This window comes from Isoalcanivorax pacificus W11-5 (genome assembly GCF_000299335.2).
Classification (GTDB): domain Bacteria; phylum Pseudomonadota; class Gammaproteobacteria; order Pseudomonadales; family Alcanivoracaceae; genus Isoalcanivorax; species Isoalcanivorax pacificus.
On the sequence record NZ_CP004387.1, the window covers coordinates 1814801 to 1841090 of the forward strand.

Annotated in this window: 23 protein-coding genes; 18 read left to right on the top strand and 5 right to left on the bottom strand. The window is 65.1% G+C overall.

Translation table 11 applies throughout. The features are described 5' to 3' along the window. Positions 1–69: 69 nt before the first annotated feature. Positions 70–561 carry an EVE domain-containing protein gene (locus S7S_RS08185; RefSeq protein WP_008735906.1) on the bottom strand — a complete coding sequence of 164 codons (492 nt, stop codon included), beginning with the start codon at positions 559–561 and terminating at the stop codon, positions 70–72. Positions 562–655: 94 nt separating this feature from the next. Here S7S_RS08185 and prmB point away from each other — a divergent pair, with 94 nt between their 5' ends. The 4 genes from prmB to S7S_RS08205 all read left to right on the top strand — a co-directional run bounded on the left by prmB (position 656) and on the right by S7S_RS08205 (position 5992). After that, positions 656–1591: a 50S ribosomal protein L3 N(5)-glutamine methyltransferase gene (gene prmB, locus S7S_RS08190; RefSeq protein WP_008735908.1), complete on the top strand. Its 936-nt coding sequence runs from the start codon at positions 656–658 to the stop codon at positions 1589–1591. A gap of 52 nt (positions 1592–1643) precedes the next feature. Next, positions 1644–2744: a chorismate synthase gene (gene aroC, locus S7S_RS08195; RefSeq protein WP_008735910.1), complete on the top strand. Its 1101-nt coding sequence runs from the start codon at positions 1644–1646 to the stop codon at positions 2742–2744. A 51-nt stretch (positions 2745–2795) separates the two neighbouring features. Further along, entirely contained in the window at positions 2796–3941 is a 1146-nt protein-coding gene (locus tag S7S_RS08200) for an MFS transporter (protein ID WP_008735912.1), read from the top strand. Between the two features lie 257 nt (positions 3942–4198). Then, a complete protein-coding gene (locus tag S7S_RS08205; protein WP_008735914.1) occupies positions 4199–5992 on the top strand; it encodes a DUF945 family protein in 1794 nt (597 codons plus the stop codon). On the opposite strand, the gene S7S_RS08210 is transcribed toward S7S_RS08205, so the two are convergent. The 4 genes from S7S_RS08210 to S7S_RS08225 all read right to left on the bottom strand — a co-directional run bounded on the left by S7S_RS08210 (position 5993) and on the right by S7S_RS08225 (position 10245). Then, positions 5993–7222 carry a phospholipase D-like domain-containing protein gene (locus S7S_RS08210; RefSeq protein ID WP_008735916.1) on the bottom strand — a complete coding sequence of 410 codons (1230 nt, stop codon included), beginning with the start codon at positions 7220–7222 and terminating at the stop codon, positions 5993–5995. 9 nt (positions 7223–7231) lie between these two features. After that, the gene (locus tag S7S_RS08215; protein WP_008735918.1) at positions 7232–8416 is read right to left on the bottom strand and encodes a phospholipase D-like domain-containing protein; all 1185 of its coding nucleotides are present in this window, start codon (positions 8414–8416) and stop codon (positions 7232–7234) included. After that, positions 8413–9288, bottom strand: coding sequence for an S-formylglutathione hydrolase (fghA, locus tag S7S_RS08220; RefSeq protein WP_008735920.1), 876 nt, complete (start codon positions 9286–9288; stop codon positions 8413–8415). Before fghA ends, S7S_RS08215 begins: the two co-directional genes overlap by 4 nt. An 81-nt stretch (positions 9289–9369) precedes the next feature. Continuing rightward, positions 9370–10245 carry a LysR family transcriptional regulator gene (locus S7S_RS08225; protein WP_008735922.1) on the bottom strand — a complete coding sequence of 292 codons (876 nt, stop codon included), beginning with the start codon at positions 10243–10245 and terminating at the stop codon, positions 9370–9372. A 259-nt stretch (positions 10246–10504) separates the two neighbouring features. On the opposite strand from S7S_RS08225, the gene leuC reads away from it, so the two are divergent. The 14 genes from leuC (at position 10505) to S7S_RS08295 (ending at position 26285) form a co-directional block, all read left to right on the top strand. Next, positions 10505–11914 carry a 3-isopropylmalate dehydratase large subunit gene (leuC, locus tag S7S_RS08230; protein WP_035204128.1) on the top strand — a complete coding sequence of 470 codons (1410 nt, stop codon included), beginning with the start codon at positions 10505–10507 and terminating at the stop codon, positions 11912–11914. A 14-nt stretch (positions 11915–11928) separates the two neighbouring features. Then, positions 11929–12570 (top strand): 3-isopropylmalate dehydratase small subunit, encoded by a 642-nt coding sequence (gene leuD, locus S7S_RS08235; protein WP_008735925.1) that lies wholly within the window; start codon positions 11929–11931, stop codon positions 12568–12570. Positions 12571–12654: 84 nt separating this feature from the next. Beyond that, positions 12655–13710 (top strand): 3-isopropylmalate dehydrogenase, encoded by a 1056-nt coding sequence (gene leuB, locus S7S_RS08240; protein ID WP_035204301.1) that lies wholly within the window; start codon positions 12655–12657, stop codon positions 13708–13710. Between the two features lie 95 nt (positions 13711–13805). Continuing rightward, positions 13806–14921, top strand: coding sequence for an aspartate-semialdehyde dehydrogenase (asd, locus tag S7S_RS08245; RefSeq protein WP_008735928.1), 1116 nt, complete (start codon positions 13806–13808; stop codon positions 14919–14921). 19 nt (positions 14922–14940) lie between these two features. Next, positions 14941–15960, top strand: coding sequence for an aspartate-semialdehyde dehydrogenase (locus S7S_RS08250; protein ID WP_008735930.1), 1020 nt, complete (start codon positions 14941–14943; stop codon positions 15958–15960). 167 nt (positions 15961–16127) lie between these two features. Continuing rightward, on the top strand, positions 16128–19028 hold the full coding sequence (locus S7S_RS08255; protein ID WP_193786229.1) for a motility hub landmark protein FimV: 2901 nt from the start codon (positions 16128–16130) through the stop codon (positions 19026–19028). Between the two features lie 109 nt (positions 19029–19137). Then, a complete protein-coding gene (gene truA / locus S7S_RS08260) occupies positions 19138–19947 on the top strand; it encodes a tRNA pseudouridine(38-40) synthase TruA (RefSeq protein WP_008735933.1) in 810 nt (269 codons plus the stop codon). An 87-nt stretch (positions 19948–20034) separates the two neighbouring features. Beyond that, positions 20035–20718, top strand: a complete 684-nt coding sequence (locus tag S7S_RS08265) for a phosphoribosylanthranilate isomerase (protein ID WP_082027668.1) — start codon at positions 20035–20037, stop codon at positions 20716–20718. 70 nt (positions 20719–20788) lie between these two features. Continuing rightward, positions 20789–22000, top strand: coding sequence for a tryptophan synthase subunit beta (gene trpB / locus S7S_RS08270; RefSeq protein ID WP_008735937.1), 1212 nt, complete (start codon positions 20789–20791; stop codon positions 21998–22000). A 9-nt stretch (positions 22001–22009) separates the two neighbouring features. Further along, positions 22010–22819: a tryptophan synthase subunit alpha gene (gene trpA / locus S7S_RS08275; protein WP_008735939.1), complete on the top strand. Its 810-nt coding sequence runs from the start codon at positions 22010–22012 to the stop codon at positions 22817–22819. A 2-nt stretch (positions 22820–22821) separates the two neighbouring features. Then, on the top strand, positions 22822–23709 hold the full coding sequence (accD, locus tag S7S_RS08280) for an acetyl-CoA carboxylase, carboxyltransferase subunit beta (protein ID WP_008735941.1): 888 nt from the start codon (positions 22822–22824) through the stop codon (positions 23707–23709). A gap of 114 nt (positions 23710–23823) precedes the next feature. Next, entirely contained in the window at positions 23824–25059 is a 1236-nt protein-coding gene (locus S7S_RS08285) for a bifunctional folylpolyglutamate synthase/dihydrofolate synthase (protein ID WP_008735943.1), read from the top strand. Beyond that, positions 25052–25657, top strand: a complete 606-nt coding sequence (locus tag S7S_RS08290; RefSeq protein ID WP_008735945.1) for an SPOR domain-containing protein — start codon at positions 25052–25054, stop codon at positions 25655–25657. The genes S7S_RS08285 and S7S_RS08290 overlap by 8 nt, the downstream gene beginning before the upstream one ends. Positions 25658–25787: 130 nt before the next feature. Continuing rightward, a complete protein-coding gene (locus S7S_RS08295; protein ID WP_008735946.1) occupies positions 25788–26285 on the top strand; it encodes a CvpA family protein in 498 nt (165 codons plus the stop codon). Positions 26286–26290 lie beyond the last annotated feature (5 nt).

The following is a 26290-nucleotide window of genomic DNA, read 5'->3' on the forward strand; positions in this document are numbered from 1 at the left end:
GGGGCGGTGCCGGACGCGTTGCACCGTGGCGGTGCCGGCCGCTGGTGCAAGCCGTCCATCCTGGTGCATTCAGCCCAGGCGCTTGAGCAGTCGGCTGGCGATGTCGTCGTCCACATGCTGGATCGAGAGGCGGCTGCGGTTGACCAGCTCCATCCCGGCCAGGGTCGGGTCTGCCTTGATATCGCGCAGCGTCACCGGGTGTGGGAAATGCCGCCGGTAGGCCACGTCGACGCGCAACCAGCGCGGTGCATCCGGGTCGCTTTTCGGATCGTAGTAGGGGGCTTCAGGGTCGAACTGGGTCGGGTCGGGGTAGGCGTCGCGCACCACTTCGGCCAGGCCGACGATGGCCGGGACCTTGCAGCTCGAGTGGTAGATGAACACCTGATCGCCTTTTTTCACCTCGTCGCGCAGCCGGTTGCGGGCCTGGTAATTGCGGATGCCTTCCCAGCCGCAGCGCTGTTCCTGCCTGAGGTCGTCGATGCTGTAGGTGTCGGGTTCGGTCTTGAACAGCCAGTAGGCCATGGCAGGCGTCCTGCGGTTGCCGGTGATGTCGCCGATCATAGCGGATTCCCGCCGTCGCGGGGCTTTATGGTAATCTTGCGCGCCCGGGGTGCGCCCCCGGAAACCCCGTTGCCCAGTGAAGACAGGACCGCCCATGCGCATCAGCGAACAGGAACAGCAGCAGGCCAGCAGCACATTGCTCACGGTGCGTGACTGCCTGCGCTGGGGGGAGAGCGTGCTGCGCCGTGGCGAGGTCTATCTGGGCCATGGCACCGACAATCATGGCGACGACGCGCTGGCGCTGCTGCTGCATGTGCTGTCGCTGCCCTGGGACAGCGACCCCCGGCTGCTTGACGCCCGGCTGCTGCCGATGGAGCGCGAGCGCTTCGTGGCCCTGATGACCCGCCGCGTCAACGAGCGCCTGCCGGCCGCCTACCTGACCGGCACGGCGTGGTTCTGCGGGCTGGAATTCCGGGTCGACGAGCGGGTGCTGATCCCGCGCTCGCCGCTGGCCGAACTGATCGAACAGCGCTTCGAGCCCTGGCTGAACCCGGATTACGTCGGCCGCGTGCTGGACCTGTGCACCGGCAGCGGCTGCATTGCCATTGCCAGTGCCTGCGCGTTGCCGCAGGCACAGGTGGATGCCAGCGACATTTCTGAAGAGGCCCTGGCCGTGTGCCGGGAGAATATCGCCCTGCATGGCCTGGAAGAACAGGTGCGCCCGCTGCTGGGCGATGGCCTGTCGGCGGCCGAGGGCCGCTATGACCTGATTATTTCCAACCCGCCCTATGTGGACGCCGAGGACATGGCCAGCCTGCCGCAGGAATACCGGCACGAGCCGGCGCTGGCGCTGGCCTCCGGCGAGGACGGGCTGGATTTCACCCGGCGCCTGCTGCGCGAGGCACCGGACTACCTGACCGACGATGGCCTCCTCATCGTCGAGGTCGGCAACAGCTGGGAAACCATGCTGCGCATCTGGCCGGACGTGCCGTTTTTCTGGTTCGAGTTCGAGCGCGGCGGCCACGGCGTGTTCATGCTGACCCGGCAACAACTGCTCGAACACGCCGACCGTTTCCGCACGGCGGCCTGAGCCAGCGTACAATCGCGGTAGCCCCGCACCGACAACACGGACAGAGTGACTTATGGCAGGCAACAGCTTCGGCGAACTGTTTCGCATCACCACCTTCGGCGAAAGCCACGGCCCCGCGCTGGGCGCCATTGTTGATGGCTGCCCGCCAGGGCTTGCATTGAGTGAAGCGGACCTGCAGGGCGAGCTGGACCGGCGCAAGCCCGGCACCAGCCGCTATACCACCCAGCGCCGTGAGCCGGACCAGGTGAAAATCCTCTCCGGCGTGTTCGAGGGCCGCACCACCGGCTGCCCGATCGGCCTGCTGATCGAGAACACCGACCAGAAATCCAAGGATTACTCCGACATCGCCGAGACCTTCCGGCCCGGCCATGCCGACTACACCTACACGCAGAAATACGGCCTGCGCGACTACCGTGGCGGTGGCCGTTCCTCGGCCCGCGAGACTGCCATGCGTGTCGCCGCCGGCGCCATTGCGCGCAAGTTTCTGGCCGAGCGTCTGGGGGTGAAAATCTACGGCGGCGTGGTGCAGATCGGTGACGTCCACGCGGAACAGTTCGACTGGTCGAGCGTCAACGACAACCCGTTCTTCTTTCCGGATGCGGCGAAAGTGCCGGCGCTGGAAGCACTGATCAATGCCCTGCGCAAAGACGGTTCCTCCATCGGTGCCCGCGTCACCGTGTTTGCCGACGGCGTGCCGGCAGGGTGGGGCGAGCCGGTGTTCGACCGCCTCGATGCGGACCTGGCCAAGGCAATGATGAGCATCAACGCCGTCAAGGGCGTGGAAGTCGGCGACGGCTTTGCCGTGGTCGGGCAGCGCGGCGAACAGCACCGCGACGAAATCACCCCGCAAGGTTTCCTGAGCAATCATGCCGGCGGCGTACTCGGCGGCATTTCCAGCGGCCAGACGATCCGTGTCTCCATGGCCCTGAAACCCACGTCCAGCATTCTGATTCCTGGCCGTTCGGTGAACCTGGCCGGCGAGCCGGTCGAAGTGGTGACCAAAGGCCGTCACGATCCCTGTGTCGGCGTGCGCGCCACGCCGATTGCCGAGGCCATGCTGGCGCTGGTGCTGATGGATCACTACCTGCGCCAGCGCGGGCAATGCGGTGACGTCGCACCCGCCATGACGCCGATTCCCGCCGGCGACGCCTGACGCCGCACGCCACCTTTCCACCGCGCCGGTACTGACCGGCGCGAGGTGCAGATGATGCCCTATTACTGGCGGCTGTCCGGTTTCTATCTGTGTTATTTCTCGGTGCTGGGCACGCTGGTGCCCTACTGGGGGCTGTATTTGCAGGGCGAAGGATTTACCGCCGCGCAGATTGGCCTGCTGATGGCCGTGCCCCAGATCACCAAGCTCGGCGCGCCGAATCTGTGGGGCTGGCTGGCGGACCGCACCGGCCAGCGCCTGCGGGTAATCCGTGGCGGTAATCTGGCAGCTGCGCTGGTGTTCATCAGCGTGTTTTTCGTCGACGGCTTCTGGGCCATGCTCGCCGTGCTGGCCGGTTTCAGTTTTTTCTGGAACGCGGTGCTGGCGCAGTTCGAGGTGGTGACGCTGAACCTGCTGGGTGACCGCAGCCATCGTTACGCCCTGGTGCGCCTGTGGGGCTCCGTGGGCTTCATCATCGCCGTGCTGCTGCTCGGTGCCGCGCTGGATTATCTGCCGGTGACGCTGGTGCCCTGGACGCTGCTGGTGCTGCTCTGGGTGCTCTGGCTGTGCACCCTGGCGATCCCGGCGCTGCCCCCGCGCCGCCCGGTACAAAAGCGCACCAGCCTGCTGGCAATGCTGCGTCGTCGTGACGTGCAGGTGTTTCTGGCGTGCGCCTTCCTGATGCAGTTTTCCCACGGTCCGTATTACACCTTCTACACCATCTACCTGGATGAACTCGGCATCAGCCGCGGGCAGGCCGGCATGCTGTGGGCGCTGGGTGTGGTGGCGGAGGTGCTGTTGTTTCTGGTGATGCCGCGTCTGCTGACCGGCTTTTCACTGCGCAGCCTGCTCGTGATCAGCCTGTTGCTGGCGTCGCTGCGCTGGTTGCTGATCGGCACGCTGGCCGAGCAGATGGCGGTGCTGGTATTTGCGCAACTGCTGCATGCGGCCAGTTTCGGCAGCTTCCATGCGACGGCCATTGCCTGGGTGCACCGGCACTTCGGCGGCGAGCACGCCGGGCAGGGGCAGGCGCTGTATGCCAGCTTCGGTTTCGGTGCCGGCTGGGCGGTGGGGGCGTCGCTGTCCGGCCTGATGTGGGAGCGGCTCGGAGCGGACAGTTATCTGATTGCGGCGGGTGCCGCGTTGCTGGGTGCGCTGCTGGCATGGAAGGCGTTGCACAGTCCTGTCGTGCCGGACTGAACGTCTGTCGGCGGGCTGTGCGCCAGATCATCCCGTGCCCCGCTGAAGCGGGTATCATGGCGCACGACGTAAACAGGGTGTTGAAAAAGCCTCTTTGAGGCTTTTTCAAGCCACCTTTGCGGCACAGGTCCGCAAAGGTGGGCACGGAAAATCAATCGCTTATCGCGTTTGATTTTGCTGACGGCTTGCTTGAGCCGTCAGCGCAGGCTGTTTTTCAACAGCCTGCTAATAATCGAATCAATCTTCTGGGGGGAATCATGAAACGCAAGGGACTGCTGGGTGTTGTTGCCCTGCTGGTGGTCTGTATCGCCGGCTATCTGCTGATGCAACGGGCCGTGGAGCAACGCTACCGTGCCTACCTCGCCAAAAGTGCTGAACAGCTCGCCGACGTCGGGCTGAGCTGGCGCCTCGACAGTTACCAGCACCGTCCTTTCGGTGCCAGGGCGGTCTACAGCCTGACCACGGCCGAACCCATCGAGGGCTTTGAGTGGCTTGACCGGCTGCGCTTTGAAAGCCTGCTGCATTTCGGTCCTCTGGTGCGTCTTGATGGTCAGTGGCGCGTTGGGTTGCTCGGTGCACGCGATACCCTGCTGGTGGATGCCCTCGGTGGTGAAGCCACGGCCATGGCGCGGACATTGTTCGGCGACCGTTCGCCGCTGGAAGGCGAGGCACTGATCGGTTTCGATGACCGCGTCGACTACGTGCTGCGCATCAATCCGGTGGCGTTCGCAGAAGGCGACGACGTGGTGCGCTTCGCCGGGCTGACGATGCGTGGCGACACGGACATGCAGACGCTGACGGGAAGCGCCTATCTCAGCGGCGGCGAGATGCACATCGATTATCGCGGAACGCAATTCTCCCTCTCGAACATCAGCGGCCAGGGCACCTTCCAGGACAGCCTCGGCAATACGCCGCTGGGGGACCTCCTGCTCGTCTTCAGCGATCTGCATCTGGCCGCCCCGATGCAGCCGCCGATCCAGATGGACTTGCACCTTCGCCAGCATTCCCGCGTGGAAAAAGGCCTGCTCGACAGCACCCTGGAAATCTGGATGGAGCAGCTTCAGTCGCCAGCGCTGGCCGACACACCGCTGGCTTCGCTGGACCGTCTGTATTTCTCGCTCGGCACGCTCGGCCTGGGCGCGGAAGGGCTGGAAGCACTCGACCCGATGCTGCGCCGCATGCAGACGCTCACTGAAGCCACCGAAGGCGACGACATGCAGGCCGCGATGGACGCCGCCCAGGCGCTGATGCCGCTGTTCGAGGACATGCTGCAACTGGTGACCCAGCGCATCCTGCAACCGGGACGTTCCGCCGTCACCGCCTCGCTGCTGGCGAGTGCGCAAGCCCGCACCCTCGCCAGCGTGCAGGCCCGTGCCGACTATGCCGGCCTGCCGCCGTCGGTGACCTCGCTGCAAGCACTGGGTGAAGTTTCGCCACAGGGCTGGTTGCGTGTCGTGGATGTCAATATTGATGCCGAACTGGACGCGGCGCTGGTTGAGCAGATGCCACCGGCCTGGCGCGAACAGGCTGGCAGCGTACTGCACGAGCGGGATGACAGGCTGGGCCTGACGCTGACACTGCATGAAGGTGGGTTGTGGCTCAATGATGAGGCGCTGCCGACAGAGCAGACGCTGGACAACCTGCAGCAACTGTTCAAGCGTGATGCCGCCGCCGGAGCGGAAGGCGACGTGGCGATGCAGTTCGGTGAGGCCAGCTCTGCCATCTCGCTGGAGATCGAAGGCTATTTCTACGAGGACGGACGCCTGCCGGCACGCAGCGAAGCGCAAAAAGTGGTGCAGGAGTTCGCCGCCGATTACGCATTGCCGGTGCGCCTGAGCCAGTACGATGCGGCGCGCGGCGTGCTTGAGCTGGCACTGATGGACCAGGGCAGCGAGGTGCTGACGCTGCGTATGCAGGCCCGTTTCCCCGGCGAGGACGATGACGGCCTGGTGTACTGGCAATGCCGCTACGTAACTGTGGACGAAAGCCGGTACGCGCTGTGGTACATGCAGAACTGCGAGACGCTGACGCCGGTGGCCGCATTCGACTGATCAGTGTTTTTCCGGCCGGCGCACGGTGGCCGTGTTCCACAACGTCTTCAGTTGCAGGATCAGCCGTGTGCCGAACCAGTACCAGAATTTTTCCCGCCAGCGCTGCCAGGGACGGCGACGCTGCCAGCGATTCGGCGCAACAGGCTGGCTTTCCCGCGCCAGCGACTGCTGCAGCGTGTGCAATTGATGGCAGAAATCACTGTCGATGATCTCCACGTTGGCTTCCAGGTTCCAGCTGCTGTTCCAGCGGTCGTAATTGAACGAACCCAGGGTGCACCAGTCATCCACCCGGGCCGCTTTCAGGTGCAGGAAACGGGGCTGGTATTCCTCTATGCGCACACCGGCCTGCAGCAGCCGCTGGTACAGGTGATGCCCGGCGTAACGCAGCACCGGATGGTCGGTGTTGCGGCCGGGCACGGTCAGGCGTACGTCGACACCGCGCCGCGCGGCGAGCAGCAGCGCCTTGTACAGTGAACGCGGCGGCAGGAAATAGGGCGTGCACAGCCAAACTTCGCGCTGCGCGCGCAGGATGTGATGCACAAAAGCACGCAGCACCGGATTATTGCGGCCACCCCGCGCAGCGCGGACCCTCGCCCAGCCTTCGCAGCGGCCGGTTTCGCTGGCGCGCGGTGGCGGGTATTTCTGCAGCCGCCAGCGCAGCGCGTCGGTGATCGGGCCGCGCCCGGCCAGCGCCCAGGCCTGCTCGAACAGCGCCGCGAAATCCGACACCACCGGGCCGCGGCAGGCGACCATGGCATCGAACCAGGCGTCGTCACCGAAGATGCGCGGGTCACTCTCGTCATTGACACAGAAACCGCCGACCCAGGCGCGCCGTCCGTCCACCAGCACCAGCTTGCGGTGATCGCGCACCAGCGCGGCGAGCGGGCGCGCCCATTGCAGCCGGTTGAAACGGCGTACAGTGATACCGGCCTGTTGCAGCCGCTGCCAGTCTTCCGTGGCCAGCTCGCGGCAGCCAATGTCGTCGAGCAGCATGCGTACGCGCACACCGTCGGCCACGCGCGTGGCCAGCACGCGCAACCATTCGTCAAACAGTGCGCCGGAGGCGCACAGGTACATTTCGATATCGATGGTTTGCGTGGCGCCCTGCATGGCCGTGCGTATGGCGGGCAGAAAACGCATGCCGCCGGCCTGCAGCGTCAGCGTGCACTGGTCGCGCCAGGGCCAGGCCAGTTGGGCGGCGGGTTCCGGATGTCGGCGGCGGTGCGGCATGGCGGGCCTTCAGCGTAGCGCGTGCAGCAGGCGCAACAGGCGCGTGCCGAACCAGAACATCAGGCTCTCGCGCACCCGGGCGAAGGGGCCACGACGGCGCCATGTCGCGTGGTCAATGTGCCTGCATTCCTGTTGCAATTGCTGGCGCAGATCGTCCAGTGCACTGCACAGCTCTTCGTCACACCATTCAATATTGGCTTCGAGATTCCAGTTGCTGTTCCAGCGATCGTAGTTGAACGAGCCCAGCGTGCACCAGTCGTCCACCCGCGCTGCCTTCATGTGAATAAAGCAGGGCTCGAATTCGTGAATCTCGACGCCGGCACGGAGCAGCCTTGCGTACAGGTGCTGGCCGGCGTAGCGAATGACCGGATGGTCCGTGCAGTCACCGCATATCAGCAGCCGCACGGTGACCCCGCGCCGGGCGGCCCGTTGCAGTGCCTTGTACAGCGGTCGCGGGGGCAGGAAGTAGGGCGTGCACAGCCAGATCTGTTCGCGGGCGCGGCCAATGCGCCGGATAAAGGTACGCAGCAACGGATTGCGCTTGCCGCCCCGCGCGGCGCTCAGGCGCGCCGACGGTGTCTGCGCCGGCACGTCGTCCTGGCTGTGAACGACATCGCGGTGCAACCGCCAGCGCAGTGCACCGTGCAGTGGGCCGTTGCCAGCCAGTGACCACACTTGCTCGCACAGTGCGAGTACGTCCTTCACCACCGGGCCTTCGCAGCACACCATCAGGTCACGCCAGGCATCGTCGCCGCAGAGGGCTGCGGCATAGTGGTCGTCCAGACCCATGCCGCCGGTCCAGGCGTACTGTTCATCAATGATGATCAGTTTGCGATGGTCGCGGATCAACGCATTGAGCGGATGCCCGAAACGCAGCGGATTGAACCAGCGCAGGGTGACGCCACTCTGGTCGAGCCGGTCACGGTCGCGGCGGCTCAGCCCGTGGCTGCCGGCATCGTCGAGCAGCACACGCACCTGCACACCGCGCGCGACGGCGTCGCGCAGTATTGCCAGCCAGTCTTCAAACAACTGGCCACTGCTGCACAGATACAGCTCGATGAGGATGCTGCGACGTGCGGCCTGCAGTTGTGCACCAATGGCCGCCAGGAAATCATCACCCCCGGGCACCAGACGTGCCGTGCACGCACTGCGCCAGGGCCAGCTCAGGCGGGCCGGGGGTGTCTGTCGCGTCATGCGTCGGCAGGCTCCGGTGTCAGGCCCAGGTGGCGGGCGTGATAGCGGAGGTGGTCATTGATGAAGCTGGCGATGAAGAAATAGCTGTGGTCGTAGTCGGCATGGCGGCGCAGGTGCAGGGTGTGGCCGTGTTCATGGCAGACCTGCTCCAGCCGCTCGGGGCGCAGCTGTTCGGTAAGAAAGTTATCGGCTAGGCCCTGGTCCACGAACAGGGGCTGTGTCGATATGCCCGAGGCCACCAGCGCGCAGGCGTCCCAGGCCTGCCAGCCGCTGCGGTCCTCGCCCAGATAGCCGCTCAGGGCCTTGATGCCCCAGGGGCAGTCCATCGGGTTCACGATCGGCGCAAAGGCGGAAACGGCATCATAGCGGCCGGGCTGTTTCAGTGCGCACACCAGCGCGCCGTGGCCGCCCATGGAGTGGCCGCTGATGGCCTCGCGGCCGTTGACCGGGAAATGGGCCCGGGTCAGCGCCGGCAGTTCGGTCGTCACGTAGTCGTACATACGATAATGCGACGCCCAGGGGGCCTCGGTGGCATTCACATAAAACCCCGCACCGGAGCCGAAATCGTAGCTGTCATGCTCGCCCGGCAGATCGGTGCCGCGCGGGCTGGTGTCCGGGCAGACGATGGCCATGCCGAGCCGTGCGGCCAGCCGTTGGGCGCCGGCCTTGGTGACAAAGTTTTCGTCCGTGCAGGTCAGGCCGGACAGCCACCAGAGCACGGGCACCGTGCCTTTTTCCGCCTGCGGCGGCAGGTAGATGGCAAAGATCATCTCGCAGTTGAGCACCTCGGAACGGTGCCTGTAGCGTTTCTGCCAGCCGCCGAAGCAGTGGTGCTGGCTGAGTAATTCCAGGCTGGTCTGGTCGCTGTGCATGGGGCCCCTCCGTCAATGCGCCTGAGCATGGCGCGTGGCGCGGCGCTCTGTCGAGCCTGCCCGCGCCGGTTTATAGAATGATTACATCCCGGCGGTGGTTTGCAGTACGTCGAGAAAATGCCGGCCTGCGTTGGACAGGCTGCGTGCCGGGTGCATGACATAGCCGAGCTGCCGCTGCGGCAGCGCCGTGGTCACCGGCAGGGCCTGCACGGCGCCGTCGAGCATGGTCGCCGGCAGCACGCTCCAGCCGAGGCCGATGGAGACCATCATATAGATGGTTTCCAGATAGTTGGTGGACATGGAGATATTCAATGTCAGCCGGTGCTCGTCGAACAGGTTTTCGACGATGCGCCGGGTAAAGGTGACCGGCGAGGGCAGGATGGCGCTGTAGCCGGTCAGCATCGCCAGCGTGACCTGCTTTTCCTGTGCCAGGGGATGTTCCGGTGCCGCCATGAACACCAGCGGGTCGTCCCAGATCACTGCGCTTTTGACGCGCGGGTCCGGCTCCGGCGGCAACGTCACCACGCCGAGCTCCAGATCGCCGTGCAGCACGCCTTCCCAGGCTTCTTCGGAATCGATGAAGTGGATGTCCAGTTGCACCTGCGGGTACTGCCGGGAAAAGCGGCGCAACACCGGCGGCAGGCGATGCAGCCCGATATGGTGGCTGGTGCCGATACGCAGCGTGCCGCTGACGTCGCCGGACAGATTGCTGATGGCGCGGACCGTGTCGTCCATGTCGCGCAGGATGCCGCGTGCCCGGGGCAGCAGGGCGCGGCCGGCCTCCGTCAGGTGGACCTGGCGGCCAATCCGGTCAAACAGCCGCGCGCCCAGTTGTTCCTCCAGCAGGGCGATGCGCTTGCTGATCGCCGGTTGCGTCAGAAACAGCGCCTCGGCGGCGGCCGAGAAGCTGCCGTGCTCGGTGACGGCCAGGAAGGCCTGCAGGCTGTGGGTGTCCATGGGTTAAGAGGTCGGACGTCTGACGTCTGACGTCTGACGCTTGAAAATACATCCCAGCCCGGACCGCCTTTCTTTTAGCGTCCGACGTCCGACGTCCGACTTCCGACCACCCCCCACCACTGCCACACCTTCCGACCACACCATCGATTCATTCCTCTCAGGAATCCTTAGGATAAATATTATGAATTGGATTTATGGATTGCAAGGCCGTATCGTGAGCCCTGATATCGCCCGCGTCCGGGCAGGGGAGAGCAGAAAAATGGTGGCCAAGACACTTTACGACAAACTCTTCGAGGCGCACGTCGTCACTCAGCGTGATGACGGTTCCGCCCTCATTTACATCGACCGTCACATTATTCACGAAGTGACCTCGCCTCAGGCGTTCGAGGGCCTGCGCCTGGCCGGGCGGGCGCCGTGGCGCGTGGGTGCGAACTTCGCCACGCTGGACCACAACGTGCCGACCACGCCGTTCAAGAGCGCAGCGGATATCGAGGACGATACCTCGCGCATTCAGGTGCAGACGCTGCAGGACAACACCCGCTCGTTCGGCATTCGCGAGTTCGGCATCGGTGACGTGCGCCAGGGCATCGTGCACGTGATGGCGCCGGAGCAGGGCGCGGTGTTGCCGGGCATGACCGTGGTCTGCGGTGATTCGCACACCTCCACCAACGGTGCGCTGGGCTGTCTCGCGCACGGCATCGGCACCAGCGAAGTGGAGCACGTGCTGGCCACCCAGTGCCTGGTGGTGAAGAAGATGAAGAACATGCAGATCCGTGTCGAGGGTGACCTCGGGCCGGGCGTCACGGCGAAAGACGTGGTGCTGCACATCATCGGCATCATCGGCACCGCCGGCGGCACCGGTTATGCGGTGGAGTTTGCCGGCAGCGCGATCCGCTCGCTGTCCATGGAAGGCCGCATGACGGTCTGCAACATGGCCATCGAAGCCGGCGCCCGTGCGGGCATGGTGGCGGTGGATGACAAGACCATCGATTACTGCAAGGGCCGTCCGTTCTCGCCCGCGGGTGAGCAATGGGATGCTGCGGTCGCATACTGGCGCACGCTGGTGTCTGACGAGGGCGCACAGTTCGATGCTGTGGTCGAGATCAACGCGGCCGACATCAAACCGCAGGTGTCCTGGGGCACTTCACCGGAGATGGTGTTGCCCGTGGATGCGACCTTGCCGGACCCGACACAGGAAAGTGATGCGGTGAAGCGCGCCGGCATGGAGCGCGCCTATGAATACATGGGCCTCACGCCGGGCATGAAGATCAGTGACATCAAGGTGGACCGGGTCTTTATCGGCTCCTGCACCAATTCGCGCATTGAAGACTTGCGTGCTGCTGCCGAGGTGGCGAAAGGCAAGAAGAAAGCTGATTCGGTCAAGCAGGTGCTGGTCGTGCCCGGCTCCGGCCTGGTGAAACAGCAGGCCGAGGAAGAAGGGCTGGATAAAGTGTTCGTCGAAGCCGGTTTTGAATGGCGCGAGCCGGGCTGTTCCATGTGCCTGGCCATGAACCCGGACCGCCTGCAACCGGGCGAGCATTGCGCCTCGACCTCGAACCGCAATTTCGAGGGCCGCCAGGGCAATGGCGGGCGTACCCACCTGGTCAGCCCGGCGATGGCCGCGGCCGCAGCGGTGGCCGGTCATTTCGTCGATATCCGCGACTGCTGAGCGAGGACACGCTGATGGACAAATTCATTACCCATACCGGCCTCGTGGCGCCGCTTGATCGCGCCAACGTGGATACCGACCAGATCATTCCGAAGCAATTCCTGAAGTCGATCAAACGCACCGGCTTTGGCCCGAACCTGTTCGACGAGTGGCGTTACCTGGATGAAGGCCAGCCTGGCCAGGACAACAGCCAGCGCCCGCTGAACAAGGACTTCGTGCTGAACCAGCCGCGCTACCAGGGCGCCAGCGTATTGCTGGCCCGTCGCAACTTCGGCTGCGGTTCCAGCCGCGAACACGCACCCTGGGCGTTGCAGGATTTTGGTTTCCGTACCGTGCTGGCACCGAGTTTTGCCGACATCTTCTTCAACAACTGCTTCAAGAACGGCATGCTGCCGATCGTGTTGCCGGAAGACGAGATCGAGACCCTGTTCCAGCAGGTGTTCGCACAGGAAGGCTATCAACTGACCGTTGACCTGGCAGAACAGGTGGTGGTGCGCCCGGACGGTGTGAAAATTCCGTTCGAGGTGGATGCCTTCCGCAAACACTGCCTGCTCAACGGCCTGGATGACATCGGCCTGACGTTGCAGGAGTCGGATGCCATTCGTGCTTACGAGGCCAGCCGTCAGCAGCGTGAGCCGTGGGTATTTGTACAATAGGAAAAGCATCACCGCGCGTCGGATGACCGGCGTGCGGTGCGAAGTGTATTGCGGAGACAAGAACGCGTGAAAAAGATTCTGATTATGGCCGGTGACGGCATCGGCCCTGAAATCGTTGCAGAAGCGGTCAAGGTGCTGGACGTGGCGAAAGCCCGCTTCGGGCTGGAGATCGAGACGGATGACGCGCTGGTAGGCGGCGCGGCGTATGACGTACACGGTGATCCGTTGCCGGAGGTGTCGCTGGAGAAAGCGCGCGCGGCGGATGCGATCCTGTTCGGCAGTATCGGTGGACCGAAGTGGGACCAGATCGAGCGTGACAAGCGCCCGGAGCGCGGCCTGCTGCGCCTGCGCTCTTCGCTGGGCCTGTTCGCCAACCTGCGCCCGGCGATCCTGTTTCCGCAGCTGGCGGATGCCTCCAGCCTGAAGCCGGAAGTGGTCAGCGGGCTGGATATCCTGATCGTGCGTGAGCTGACCGGGGGGATCTATTTCGGCCAGCCGCGTGGCATCCGTGAAGAAAACGGCGAGCGCGTTGGCTTCAATACCGATGTGTACAGCGAAAGCGAAATCCGCCGCATCGGCAAGGTGGCCTTCGAGCTGGCCATGGCGCGCGGCAAGCGCCTGTGCTCGGTGGACAAGGCCAACGTGCTGGAAGTGACCGAGCTGTGGAAAGAAGTGATCACGGAGATGGCGAAAGACTACCCGGAAGTGGACGTCTCGCATCTGTACGTGGACAACGCGGCCATGCAACTGGTGCGCACGCCGAAGCAGTTTGACGTGCTGGTGACCGGCAACCTGTTCGGTGACATTCTCTCCGACCAGGCCGCCATGCTGACCGGCTCCATCGGCATGCTGCCGTCGGCATCGCTGGACGTGAACCGCAAGGGCATGTACGAACCGTGCCACGGCTCGGCGCCGGATATTGCCGGGCAGGGTATCGCCAATCCGCTGGCGACGATCCTGTCACTGGCCATGCTGCTGCGCTACAGCCTGGATCGTGGCGACGTGGCCGATGCGATCGAAAAAGCGGTGGAGCAGGTGCTCGAAGACGGGCTGCGCACCGCCGATATCTACACCGATGGCTGCCGCAAGGTGGGCACCACTGAAATGGGTGACGCCGTTGCCGCTGCCCTGCGCGGCTAACAGTGCGCGGCCAGGCAGACATCGAAGGCCCGCTGCGCGCGGGCGAACGCCGCGATGGCAATGAGGCGAACGCGGCTTCAGACGGGAGAACATGAATGAGCAAGAGAGTCGGTTTTGTCGGCTGGCGCGGCATGGTGGGTTCTGTGCTGATGGAACGCATGCGCGCCGAAAATGATTTCCGCGACATCGAGCCGGTGTTTTTCTCCACCTCGCAGGTCGGTGAAGCCGGCCCGGACGTGGGCAAGGATATCCCGGCGCTGAAAGACGCCAACAGCATTGATGAGTTGAAGGCGCTGGACGTGATCGTCACCTGCCAGGGCGGCGACTACACCAACGAGGTATTCCCGAAGCTGCGCGAGGCAGGCTGGGACGGCTACTGGATCGATGCCGCCTCTGCGCTGCGCATGAAAGACGACGCCGTGATCGTGCTCGATCCGGTCAACCGTCGCGTGATCGACGAAGCGCTGCAAAACGGCGTGAAAAACTACGTGGGCGGCAACTGCACCGTGAGCCTGATGCTGATGGCGCTCGGTGGCCTGTTCAACGCCGGCCTGGTGGAGTGGGCCAGCGCCCAGACCTACCAGGCCGCCTCCGGTGCCGGCGCGCAGAACATGCGCGAACTGCTGGCGCAGATGGGCAAGCTGCACGCCGACGTGGCCGGCCTGCTGGCCGATCCGCGCAGCGCCATCCTGGATATCGACCGGGTGGTGGCCGAGACCATGCGTGGTGACCAGTTGCCGAAAGACAACTTCGGCCACGCCTTGGCCGGCTCGCTGCTGCCCTGGATCGACAAGCAGCTGGACAACGGCCAGAGCAAAGAAGAATGGAAGGCCCAGGCCGAAACCAACAAGATTCTCGGCCGTGACGGCAACCCGATCCCGATGGATGGTACCTGCGTGCGCATCGGCGCCATGCGCTGCCACAGCCAGGCGCTGACGCTGAAGTTGACCAAAGACGTGCCGATGGACGAGATCAACGATATCATCGCCAGCGCCAATGACTGGGTGAAGGTGGTGCCCAACGAGCGCGAGGTCACCCTGCGCGAACTGACCCCGACAGCGGTCACTGGCACCCTGACGGTTCCCGTGGGGCGGCTGCGCAAGCTGAACATGGGGCCGCAGTATTTGAATGCCTTCACGGTCGGCGACCAGCTGCTGTGGGGGGCCGCCGAGCCGCTGCGCCGTATGCTGCGCATCCTGCTTGAGTCCTGATACGGACCAGAAGGGATTGATGCAAAACAAATGTGATGTTGTTGTCGTGGGTGCCACCGGCCTGGTCGGTGGCACCCTGCTTGAGCTGCTCGGCGAGAGCGATCTGCCACTGGGCGACGTCAGCCTGCTGGCGACCGAAGAATCCGCCGGCAAGCGTCTGAATGTGGGCGGCCGCCATGTGGCGGTGCGCCCGCTGTCTGAATTCGATTTTTCCACCGTGCAACTGGCGTTTTTCGCCGTGCCCGAGGCCGTTGCGGCGGAATACGCTCCGCGTGCGGCCGAAGCCGGTGCGATCGTCATTGATTGCAGCGGTGCCTTTGCTGCCGAGCAGGATATTCCGGTGATCGTGCCGGAAGTGAATGCGGAGATGCTGGCGGATTTTCGCGAGCGCGGCATCATTGCCAGCCCGTCGCCGGGCGCGATCCAGTTGTCGATGGTGTTGAAGCCGCTGCTGGATGCCGCCGGACTGCAACAGGTGCACGTTACCCTGTGCGAACCGGTGTCCGCATCCGGACGCGAAGGCGTGGATGAACTGGCACGGCAGACGGCGCGCCTGATGAACGGCCAGGGCATTGAGGTGGATGGTCTGTATGGCCGCCAGATCGCTTTCAATATGCTGCCGCTGGTCGGCGAACAGCTCGGCAGCGGCGCCTCCCGCGCCGAAGTGCGGCTGGCGCTGGAAACCATGCGCCTGCTCGGCGACCCGGCGTTGCGTGTCAATGCCACGGCGGTGCGTGTGCCGGTGTTTTTTGGCACGGCATTGACCGTGGCACTGGAAACCGTGCAGCCGATGGACGTGGCTCAGGCGGCGTCTCTGCTGGCCGGCGTGCCGGGCCTGGCGGCGGTGGACGAAGAGGGCGGTTATGCCAGCGCGATCACCGAGGCGGTGGGGGATGACCGGGTCTGGGTCAGCCGGCTGCGGCCGGACCTGTCCCGCGAGCAGGGCCTGAACCTTTGTCTGGTCACCGACAACCTGCGCAAGGGTGCGGCGCTGAACTGTGTACAAATTGCCCAGTTATTGATAAAAGACCATCTGTGATGAATACTTACTGGCGTTATGTGACATAGTTTCTAGGTTCCGGCTTCGCTTTTGGGGCAGAATCCGGAACCATCGGGTGGTCTGTTTTGACCCTGTCCGGCCCCCGGCGGGCGCCCCGCAGCGGACGCGTTGCGGCAGGAGACATAAAAAATAATCAGGATTCAACCATGGTGCGAAGACTCATGTTGAGAGGAATGGGGATCAGTATCACTGCCTGGGCGCTGTGTGTGCCCGGCCTGGCCGCCGCTCTGGGGGTGGGCGAGTATGAGCTGCATTCCTATCTGAACGAGCCGCTGAACATGGAAGTGTCCCTGACTGATCTCAGGGACCTGACCGAAGAGGAACTGCTGGTCAACCTGGCGGCGGACAAAGACTTCGAACGCGCCGGAGTCGAACGGCAGGCCATGCATGCCGACCTGCGCTTCAATATAGACCTGCGCCCGGACGGCACCGGCGTGGTGACCATCACCACCCGGCAGCCGGTACGCGAGCCCTACGTCAGCTTCCTGGTGGAGTACCTCTGGCCCACCGGTCGCCTGCTGCGCGAATACACCGTATTGCTTGACCCACCCAGCTACGCGGCCGGTTTCAACGAACCGGTGGCGCCGGCGCGCCAGCAACAGCCGCAAAGCGCGCCGCAGCCGCCGGCGCAACAGCCTGCCAGACAGGCCACCCGGCCGCTGGCCACCGCCGATGCCCCGGCACCCTCTGCACCGTCCACCTACCGGCCCGCTGACAGCAGCGGGCCGCGCCGTACCCATACCGTGCGTGCCGATGAAACCCTGTGGCGCATTGCCTCGCAGAACCGGCCCACCGGCAGTGTGTCGGTGCAGCAGATGATGGTGGTGATCCAGCAGATGAACCAGGACGCGTTCATCAATGGCAACGTGAACCTGGTGCGCGAAGGCGCCGTGTTGCGCCTGCCCAGCGAGCAGGAAGTGCGCGAGATTTCCACCCGCGATGCCATTGCCCGGGTTGCCGAGCAGAACCGCCAGTGGCGGGAGATGCTGCAGGCCCGTGGCCTGGATACACCGTCCCGGCAACCGCTGGACGGCACGCCACGTACCATCGAGGGCGGTGTTGCCGGCACCGGGCAGGACAGTGGCCGCGTGACCCTGGTGGCGCCGGATTCCGCATCCGGTGAAGGCCGTGGTGCCGGCAGCAGTTCCGCTGGCCGCAGCGGTGGCACCGCCAGCGGCGATACCTCCGCATTACAGAATGAACTGGCGATCCGTGACGAGAACCTGGATCGCCTGCGTCGCGAAAACAGTGAACTGGGCAGCCGCCTGGATGACCTGGAAGCCCAGGTCAACACGGGCGAACAACTGCTGAAACTGCGCAACGACCAGATTACCCGCCTGCAGGAAGAACTGCGTCGCCTGCAGGAAGAGCGTGGCGTGGCCGTGACCGACGAGAGCCTGCTGCAACCCGTCCCGGCGCTGGAAGGTGCTGAGGACGACAACGCCGCCGCACCGGCGACCGGCGATGCCACCGACGACGACCAGATCGCTGCGGCGCCTGCCCAGCCGGACGATGGCGCCCCGGGTGCCCGGAACGACACCGCCGAAGGTGACGAGCCGGCCAGCAACGACACCGCTACGGCCACCCCGGCCCCGGCCGAGCGTCAGGCGCCACCGCCGCCACGCGTCACGCCGCCCCCGGCGCCAGAGCCGTCGCTGCTGGACAAACTGCTGAACAATCCGCTGATTCTTGGCGCTGTCGCGCTGGTGCTGGCGCTGCTGGCCCTGCTGGTGGTGCGCCGCCGCAAGGCAGGCGCCGACACAGAGGCCGCTGACGACGAGACCGAAGCCTTCGCCGACGACGATGACTTTGGCGATGACGATGATTTCCTGCCGGCCATCGGTGATGACGACGATGACCTGCCGTTGATGGCGGACGAGGACGATCAGGCCGCACCGGCACAGGACCCGCTGGAGCAGGTTGATGTGTTCATGGCCTACGGCCAGTACCCGCAGGCGCTGGGCCACCTGCGCAGCGCCATCAACGCCGAACCGGGCCGCATCGACCTGAAGAAACGCCTGCTGGACGTGCTGGCGGAAAGCAATGACAAGCCGGGCTTCGACCAGGAAGCCACCAAGCTGACCGGGCTCAATGACGAGCTTGACGGCCACATTGCGGCGCTGCGTCCGCGTCTGGCCGGCGCGTCGCAGGACACCGAGGAAGAACTGTCGTTCGATGATCTGGCCATGGACCTCAGCGAGCCCGCCAGCACGGCGCCGGCTGCCGGCCTGGCGGATGATGACGATGAACAGGCACTGGATTTCAGCGCTGACCTGTCCGGCAACCGCCCGGCCGGGGCAGCAGCAGAAGACAGCTTCAGCCTGGACGATGATGACCTGGGCGATTTCGAACTGACGCTGCCGGAAGCCGAGCCGGCGCTGTCCGCTGATGACGACAGCCTGTCGTTCTCGCTCGACGATGAGACCCCGGCTGCCGCAGACAACCGCTACAGCCTCAATGGCGATGATGACGGCCTGTCCGACGAAGAAGTGTCCGCCGCGCTGAGCGCTGACCCGGTGCTGGAACTCGACAGCAACCTGGGCACGCTCGACAGCGACGACAGCATGGATTTCGGCGAGCTGAAGCTGGACGACGTCAGTGATGAATTTGCCGGCACCGGCAGTGACAGCGTGACCGAGGAAAGCCTCGACCTGTCGCTGGATGATCTGTCGCTGGACGACCTGGACACTGGCAGCGATATGGCCGAGGCCGAAGACGACGCGCTGACCCTGTCCCTGGACGAAGACGACCTGGGCGACGAGCTGTCGCTGGATGACACGCTGTCCGTGGATGAGACCCCGACCGGCACACCGGTGTCGATGCCGGCCGCCGCGCCGGCGGTGGCCGATGACGCCGGCCTGGGTGACGACGACGATTTCGATTTCCTGGGCGAAACCGACGAGAACGCCACCAAGCTGGACCTGGCCCGTGCCTATATCGACATGGGTGATACCGAAGGCGCGCGCGACATCCTCAATGAGGTTGTCGCCGAGGGCAACGACCAGCAACAGGCGGAAGCCCGGGACCTGCTCAGCCAGGTAGGCTGACCCGCAGGGCCGCAACGCACAATGCAACAGGGCAGGGGCGGCGCCGGTATCGGCGCCGCCCTTTGCCGTTCTACGCAGAACGCCAAAGCAGGACAGGACTGATCAGAACATGGCACGTATCGCGCTGGGCGTGGAATACGACGGCAGCCGTTACCACGGCTGGCAGACCCAACAGGTGGGCATCCGCACGGTACAGACCGAGGTAGAGCGCGCACTCGCGAAAGTCGCCAACCATCCGGTCAGCGTGTCCTGCGCTGGCCGTACCGATTCCGGTGTGCATGCCACTGGCCAGGTCATCCATTTCGATACGGACGCCGAGCGCAGCGAGCGCGGCTGGGTGTACGGCGCCAACAGCGCCTTGCCGGCGGACATCGCGATCCGCTGGGCAAAGCCGGTCAGCACTGAATTCCACGCCCGGTTCGGGGCCGTGGCACGCCGCTACCGCTATGTGATCTACAACCACAGGATCCGGCCGGCCCTGTACAACCGCCAGCTGACCTGGAACTACCGGCCGCTGGATATCGAACGCATGCGGCAGGCGCTGCCGGCGCTGCGCGGCACACACGATTTCACCTCCTATCGCGGCATTCACTGCCAGGCAAAGTCGCCGGTGAAGACGCTGCATCATCTCGAGCTGTTCCAGCGCGAACAGCTGATCGTGCTAGAGGCCGAGGCGAACGCCTTTCTCATGCACATGGTGCGCAACATCGCCGGTGTGCTGATGGCGATTGGTACCGGCAAGGCCGAACCCGGCTGGGCGGGGGAGGTGCTGGCCGCGCGTGACCGCCGCCTGGGCGGGGTGACCGCACCGCCGTACGGGCTGTATCTGGTGGGCGTGCGCTATGACCCGGTGTTCGAGTTGCCGGACGAACCACTCGGGCCGCAGTGGCTGCCGGGCGAGCTGTCTGCCTGGCGCTGACATGCTGGCAGTGTGAGGCCCTGCGCGGCGACCGGATTTTTTGCTACCATGCCTGTTCACGCCTGAAACACTGACGCCGCCGCGACGCTGCGGCCTGCACTATCCGCTTCCCGGACCAGGAGACTTTCGTTGCGCACCCGCGTGAAGATATGCGGTATTACTCGCCCGGAAGACGGCCAGATGGCCGCCCGTGCCGGGGCCGATGCCATCGGGCTGGTGTTCTATGCACCCAGCCCCCGCAGCGTGCAACCGGCGCAGGCAGCGGCGATCTGTGCCGCGCTGCCGGCGTTTGTCACCAGCACCGGGCTGTTCGTGGACGCCCCGGCGGAGACCGTGCGTGCCACCCTGGACAGCGTGCCGCTGGACCTGCTGCAGTTTCACGGCGATGAATCACCGGCCTATTGCGCGTCGTTCGGGCGGCCCTGGATCAAGGCCCTGCGCGTGCGCGACGGCATGGATCTGATCCAGGAGGCTGCTCGGTATGCCGGCGCCCGCGCGTTGCTGCTGGACACCTATGTGCCGGGCCTGCCGGGCGGCACCGGCGAGCGGTTCGACTGGGCGCTGATCCCGTCGTCGTTGCCATTGCCGGTGGTGCTGGCCGGCGGGCTGGATGCCGGCAATGTGGCGCAGGCGGTGCAGCAGGTACGGCCCTGGGCCGTGGATGTGAGCGGGGGCGTGGAAGCGCACGATCCTGATACAGGCAAGCGATTGCCGGGAATCAAGTCAGCGGACGCCGTGGCGGCGCTGATGCAGCAATTGGCGCAGTGCTGACGGTGTCAGCCTGACGACCAGGGGCCGGCGGACTCGACCGGCGGCCCGAGTCAACCGTGAGGAGTTGAAGGTGTCTGAACGTCCTGATTACGCAGCCTTCCCCGACGCCCGGGGGCATTTTGGTGCCTACGGCGGCCGCTTCGTCTCAGAAACCCTGATGGCGGCGCTGGAAGAACTGGAATCCGTTTACCTGTCACTGCGCAATGACCCGGCCTTTCTGGCCGAGTTTGACCGCGACCTGGCCAATTATGTGGGCCGCCCTTCACCCTTGTACCTGGCCGAGCGATGGACCCGTGAGCTGGGTGGCGCGCAGATCTTCCTCAAGCGCGAAGACCTCAACCACACCGGCTCGCACAAAGTGAACAACACCATTGGCCAGGCGCTGCTCGCCAAGCGCATGGGCAAGCCGCGCGTGATCGCCGAAACCGGCGCCGGGCAGCATGGTGTGGCCACCGCGACGGTGGCGGCACGTCTGGGCCTGCAATGCCAGGTGTACATGGGTGCTGAAGACGTGGAGCGGCAAAAGCTCAACGTCTACCGCATGAAGCTGCTGGGTGCGGAAGTGATTCCGGTGACCTCCGGTTCCGCCACGCTGAAAGACGCCATGAACGAGGCGATGCGCGACTGGGTCACGAACGTCGACAATACGTTCTACATCATTGGCACCGTGGCCGGCCCGCACCCGTACCCGATGATGGTGCGTGATTTCCACCGGGTGATCGGCCGCGAAGCGCGCGCGCAGCATCTGGAACAGACCGGTCGCCTGCCGGATGCGCTGGTTGCCTGTGTCGGTGGCGGCTCCAATGCCATTGGCCTGTTCCACCCGTTCCTGGAAGACGAAAGCGTCGCTTTCTATGGCGTTGAAGCCGGTGGCGATGGCGTCGAGACGGGCCGTCACGCAGCGCCGCTGGCCGCTGGCCGCCCCGGTGTGCTGCACGGCAACCGCACCTACCTGATGGAAGATGCCGACGGCCAGATCATCGAAACGCATTCGATTTCCGCCGGCCTGGATTATCCCGGCGTCGGCCCGGAACACGCCTGGTTGAAGGATATCGGCCGCGCCAACTATGTATCGGTGACCGATACCGAAACCCTGGCGGCGTTCCGTGAACTGACGCTGGTGGAAGGCATCATGCCGGCACTGGAGTCCGCCCATGCGCTCGCCTATGCGCGCAAGCTGGCGCCGACGCTGGGCAAGGACCAGAGCATCATCGTCAATCTCTCCGGCCGTGGCGACAAAGACATTCACACTGTCGCCGCGCTCGATGGCATGAAAGTGTAAGGAGCGGTCGTGAGTCGTATAGCAAGCTGTTTTGAAGCACTGGCAGCCCAGGGCCGTAAAGCGCTGATCCCGTTTGTCACCGCCGGTGACCCGCAACCGTCCGTGACGGTGCCGCTGATGCATGCCATGGTCGAGGCCGGTGCTGACGTGATCGAACTGGGCATGCCGTTCTCTGATCCGATGGCCGACGGCCCGGTGATCCAGCTCGCCTGCGAGCGGTCACTGGCTGCCGGCACCACGCTGGAAAAAGTGCTGGCGATGGTGGCCGAGTTCCGCCGCCAGGACGACCGTACGCCGGTGGTGCTGATGGGCTACCTGAACCCGGTCGAGGCGATGGGTTACGAGACATTCGCCGCACGCGCCAGCGAAGCCGGCGTGGACGGCGTGCTGCTGGTGGACCTGCCGCCGGAAGAAACCGAACTGGTTGGCCCGCTGTTCCGCGCGCGCGGCCTGGACCAGGTGTTCCTGCTGGCACCGACCACCACCGAGGCACGCATGGCGCGCATCGCCGAGGCGGGCACTGGCTACCTCTACTATGTGTCGCTGAAGGGCGTGACCGGCTCGGCGACGCTGAATGTGGAGGAGGTGGCGGCCAAGGTGGAAACAATTCGCAAACATGCCAGATTGCCCATCGGGGTGGGCTTTGGTATCAAGGACGCAGCATCGGCCCGTGCCATTTCACGGGTGGCGGATGGCGTCGTGGTGGGCAGCGCGCTGGTACAGCGCATTGCTGATCATGCCGGCCAGCCGGACCAGATTCCGACACAGGTGGCCGCCTTGCTGGCCGAGATGCGCGCCGCCATGGACAAGAGCGACTGAGCATGAGCAGTAATAGCTGGCTGGAGAAAATTCTACCGGCCATTCGCCGCAACGACGGCGAAGACCGTAAATCCACCGTGCCGGAAGGCCTGTGGCGCAAGTGCCCCCGCTGTGACGGCGTGCTGTACCTGCCGGAACTGGAGCGCAACATGGATGTGTGTCCCAAGTGTGGACACCATATGCGGCTCAGGGCGCGCCGCCGGTTGAAGCTGTTCCTCGACGAAGGTGCGCAGGTGGAAATCGGTAACGACCTGGTGCCGGTGGACCGCCTGAAGTTCAAGGACTCGAAAAAGTACAAGGACCGCCTCACCGCCGCGCAGAAAGACACCGGCGAAGACGATGCGCTGATCGTGCTGCGCGGCAAGCTGCGCGACCTGCCGCTGGTGGCCTGTGCGTTCGAATTCAGTTTCATGGGTGGCTCCATGGGCTCGGTGGTCGGCGCGCGCTTTGTGCGCGCGGTGGACGTCTGTCTGGAGCGCAACATCCCGTTGGTGTGCTTCGCTGCCAGTGGCGGGGCGCGGATGCAGGAAGCCCTGTTCTCGCTGATGCAGATGGCCAAGACCAGTGCCGCACTGCAGCGCATGCGCGAAGCCGGGCTGCCGTTCATTTCCGTGCTGACCGATCCTGTCTACGGCGGGGTGTCTGCATCGCTGGCCATGCTGGGTGATGTGAACGTGGCCGAGCCGAACGCCCTGATCGGTTTTGCCGGCCCGCGCGTGATCGAACAGACCGTGCGGCAGAAATTGCCGGAAGGTTTCCAGCGCAGCGAATTCCTGCTGGAACACGGCGCCATCGACATGATCGTGCACCGGCACGAGATGCGGGACACCCTGCATCGGTTGCTGGCCAGCATGATGCATGCGCCGATGGCGGAGCAGGCGGCAAGCTAAAGCCTGTGAGGTGCGTCAGATGTCCGGGGCGGGGCATCTGACGCCCTGCCACTCCCGCACCCGTCCCATCCCCGGTATCATGCCGCCCATCCAACACATCCCGTGGCAGTGGCAATGGCATCCTCCCTGGCCGACTGGCTGAGCTATATCGAATCCCTGCATCCCCGTGACATGGAACTGGGGCTGGCGCGTGTCGCGCAGGTGGCCCGGCGGCTGCAACTGTTGCCGTGGGCGGGCCGGGTCGTGACGGTGGCCGGCACCAACGGCAAGGGGTCGACGGTGGCGCTGCTGGATCATCTTGCCCGTGCCGGCGGCTGGCACACGGCGGTGTACACCTCGCCGCATATCCTGCGATTCAATGAACGGGTGCGCCTGGATGGCGTCGAAGTGACGGACGAGGCGCTGGTGGCGGCCTTTGTGCAGGTCGAGGCCGCGCGCGAGGCAGAGCAGGTGCCGCTGACCTATTTCGAATTCACCACACTGGCTGCGCTGTGTGTGTTTCGCGCCGCCGCGCCGGACCTGCTGATTCTGGAAGTCGGGTTGGGCGGCCGCCTGGATGCCGTGAACATCATCGATGCGGACGTGGCCGTGATCACCTCGGTCGGGCTGGACCACACCGACTGGCTGGGCGACACCCGCGACGCCATCGCCACCGAGAAAGCGGGGATTCGACGCACCGGGCGGCCGCTGCTGTATGGCGAAGAGGACATGCCGCCGGTGGTGGCGACACTGGCCGAACAGGACCGGGTGCCGTTGCTGCGCGGCGGGCGCGATTTTGGCAGCGATGCGCGTGGCCTGTTCTGGCAGGGCAGTGGCCCGCAGCCATTGCCGCCGGTGTCGCTGGGTGAAGACAATCTGGCCACGGCCGCGCAGGCACTGGCGCTGCTGGGACAGCCTCCGGCCCCGGCACACCTGGCGACGGCCGCGACACTGCAACTGGCGGGCCGCTGCCAGCATCTGCTGCGGCAGGGCGTGGACTGGTATCTGGACGTGGGCCATAACCGCGAAGCGCTGGCCCGCTTTTTGCGCCGTGCACCGGCAGCGCGAGGTGGCCGTACCCTGGCAGTGTGCGCCATGCTCGGCGACAAGCCGGTGGCGGCGCTGGCACCGTTTGCCCCGGTGGTAGAACAATGGTGGCTGGCCGACCTGGACGGTTACCGTGCCGGCACGGCCGCCCGGCTGGCCGACGCCCTGCCGGGCGCAGCGGTAAGCTGCCACGCCAGCGTGGCTGACGCTGTGCGGGCGGCGCGCAACACGGCCGGCCCCGGTGACCGGGTGCTGGTATTCGGTTCCTTCTATACTGTGGCGGATGCCCAGACGGTACTCATGGCCGAGGTGACAGGTGGATAAACAGCTCAAGCAACGCATCATCGGTGGTCTGCTCCTGCTGTTGCTGGCAGCCATCATCACACCGCTGTTGTTGCGCACGCCGGAAGAGGTGCGCGTGGCCCTGGACATGAGCATTCCGCCGCCGCCCACCTTGCCACAGATGGCGATCGAGCCGGTGGTGGATCAGGCCGAGCAGGAGATGGCCCTGGCCGAGATCGAACAGGATCGCGATACCGTGCGCCGGGCAGGCGAGGACTATGACCAGCGCGAGCGGGATGCCGGGGCGCCTGCAGCGCAGCCGGTGACAGAGGTTCCTGCGCAGGCGCCGCCCGCCGTCACCGAAGCACCCGCCGCGCGTCAGGACCCGCCGCCGTTGACAGGCTGGGCGGTGCAGGTGGGCAGCTACAGCAGCGCCGACAGCGCTGGCGGCCAGGCGCAGCAATTGCGTGATGCCGGCTACCGCGCCTTCACCCGCACGGTGGAGCAGGGTGGGCAGACATTGCACCGGGTGTTTGCCGGCCCTGAGCTTGACCGCGATGCTGCGGTGGCGCTGCGTGAAAGACTGGCCAGCGACGCCGACCTGCGTTTGCAGGGGCTGGTGGTGTCGCTGGCGCCCTGACGGCCAGGGCGGACATGGCAGATCAGCCACGCCGTCAGCACAGGCGGTTTATCGCATTGATTGGCTCACGCCGGTGGAACAGAGCACAGGCGCTCTGCTACCATGCGCGTCCTCATCCTGTGGTGCGGATATGAACCTCGCAGACGGCGCGATCCTGTTCATTATTGCCGTGTCGGCGCTGATCAGTGTCCGGCGCGGGTTCATGCGCGAAGCCTTTTCCCTGGTCACCTGGGTGGCCGCCTTTGTTGTTGCCCGGCTGTTCGGCCCTGGCCTTGAAGTCATGCTGGAAGCCTCCATTGAGACGCCCAGTGTGCGCATGGCGGTGGCGTTCGGGTTGTTGTTCGCCGGCACACTGATTGTCGGCGCCCTGATCAGCCACCTGCTGGGTGAGTTGATCCGGGTCACCGGACTCAGCGGCACCGACCGTCTGCTGGGGATGGTGTTCGGTGCAGTACGCGGTATCGTGCTGGTGATCGTGCTGGTGGTCCTGGCCGCGCCGATCTTCACCGACGATGCCTGGTGGCAGCAGTCAGTGCTGGTGCCGCAGTTTGCAATGATGGAAGACTGGTCACGACAGGTGGCCGGAGAATTTATAGCGTTCGTCCTGAATGTTGGCAGTCAACCCTAACGTAA

Bases quoted from the DNA above. Each gene is read 5' to 3' on its own strand.
- S7S_RS08285 (WP_008735943.1), top strand. From the start codon at position 23,824: ATGGCATCCTCCCTGGCCGACTGGCTGAGCTATATCGAATCCCTGCAT.
- S7S_RS08185 (WP_008735906.1), bottom strand. From the start codon at position 561: ATGATCGGCGACATCACCGGCAACCGCAGGACGCCTGCCATGGCCTAC.
- asd (WP_008735928.1), top strand. From the start codon at position 13,806: ATGAGCAAGAGAGTCGGTTTTGTCGGCTGGCGCGGCATGGTGGGTTCT.
- S7S_RS08200 (WP_008735912.1), top strand. From the start codon at position 2,796: ATGATGCCCTATTACTGGCGGCTGTCCGGTTTCTATCTGTGTTATTTC.
- leuB (WP_035204301.1), top strand. From the start codon at position 12,655: ATGGCCGGTGACGGCATCGGCCCTGAAATCGTTGCAGAAGCGGTCAAG.
- aroC (WP_008735910.1), top strand. From the start codon at position 1,644: ATGGCAGGCAACAGCTTCGGCGAACTGTTTCGCATCACCACCTTCGGC.
- S7S_RS08225 (WP_008735922.1), bottom strand. From the start codon at position 10,245: ATGGACACCCACAGCCTGCAGGCCTTCCTGGCCGTCACCGAGCACGGC.
- fghA (WP_008735920.1), bottom strand. From the start codon at position 9,288: ATGCACAGCGACCAGACCAGCCTGGAATTACTCAGCCAGCACCACTGC.
- leuC (WP_035204128.1), top strand. From the start codon at position 10,505: ATGGTGGCCAAGACACTTTACGACAAACTCTTCGAGGCGCACGTCGTC.
- accD (WP_008735941.1), top strand. From the start codon at position 22,822: ATGAGCAGTAATAGCTGGCTGGAGAAAATTCTACCGGCCATTCGCCGC.
- S7S_RS08215 (WP_008735918.1), bottom strand. From the start codon at position 8,416: ATGACGCGACAGACACCCCCGGCCCGCCTGAGCTGGCCCTGGCGCAGT.
- S7S_RS08255 (WP_193786229.1), top strand. From the start codon at position 16,128: ATGGTGCGAAGACTCATGTTGAGAGGAATGGGGATCAGTATCACTGCC.
- leuD (WP_008735925.1), top strand. From the start codon at position 11,929: ATGGACAAATTCATTACCCATACCGGCCTCGTGGCGCCGCTTGATCGC.
- prmB (WP_008735908.1), top strand. From the start codon at position 656: ATGCGCATCAGCGAACAGGAACAGCAGCAGGCCAGCAGCACATTGCTC.
- S7S_RS08210 (WP_008735916.1), bottom strand. From the start codon at position 7,222: ATGCCGCACCGCCGCCGACATCCGGAACCCGCCGCCCAACTGGCCTGG.
- truA (WP_008735933.1), top strand. From the start codon at position 19,138: ATGGCACGTATCGCGCTGGGCGTGGAATACGACGGCAGCCGTTACCAC.
- S7S_RS08205 (WP_008735914.1), top strand. From the start codon at position 4,199: ATGAAACGCAAGGGACTGCTGGGTGTTGTTGCCCTGCTGGTGGTCTGT.
- S7S_RS08295 (WP_008735946.1), top strand. From the start codon at position 25,788: ATGAACCTCGCAGACGGCGCGATCCTGTTCATTATTGCCGTGTCGGCG.
- S7S_RS08250 (WP_008735930.1), top strand. From the start codon at position 14,941: ATGCAAAACAAATGTGATGTTGTTGTCGTGGGTGCCACCGGCCTGGTC.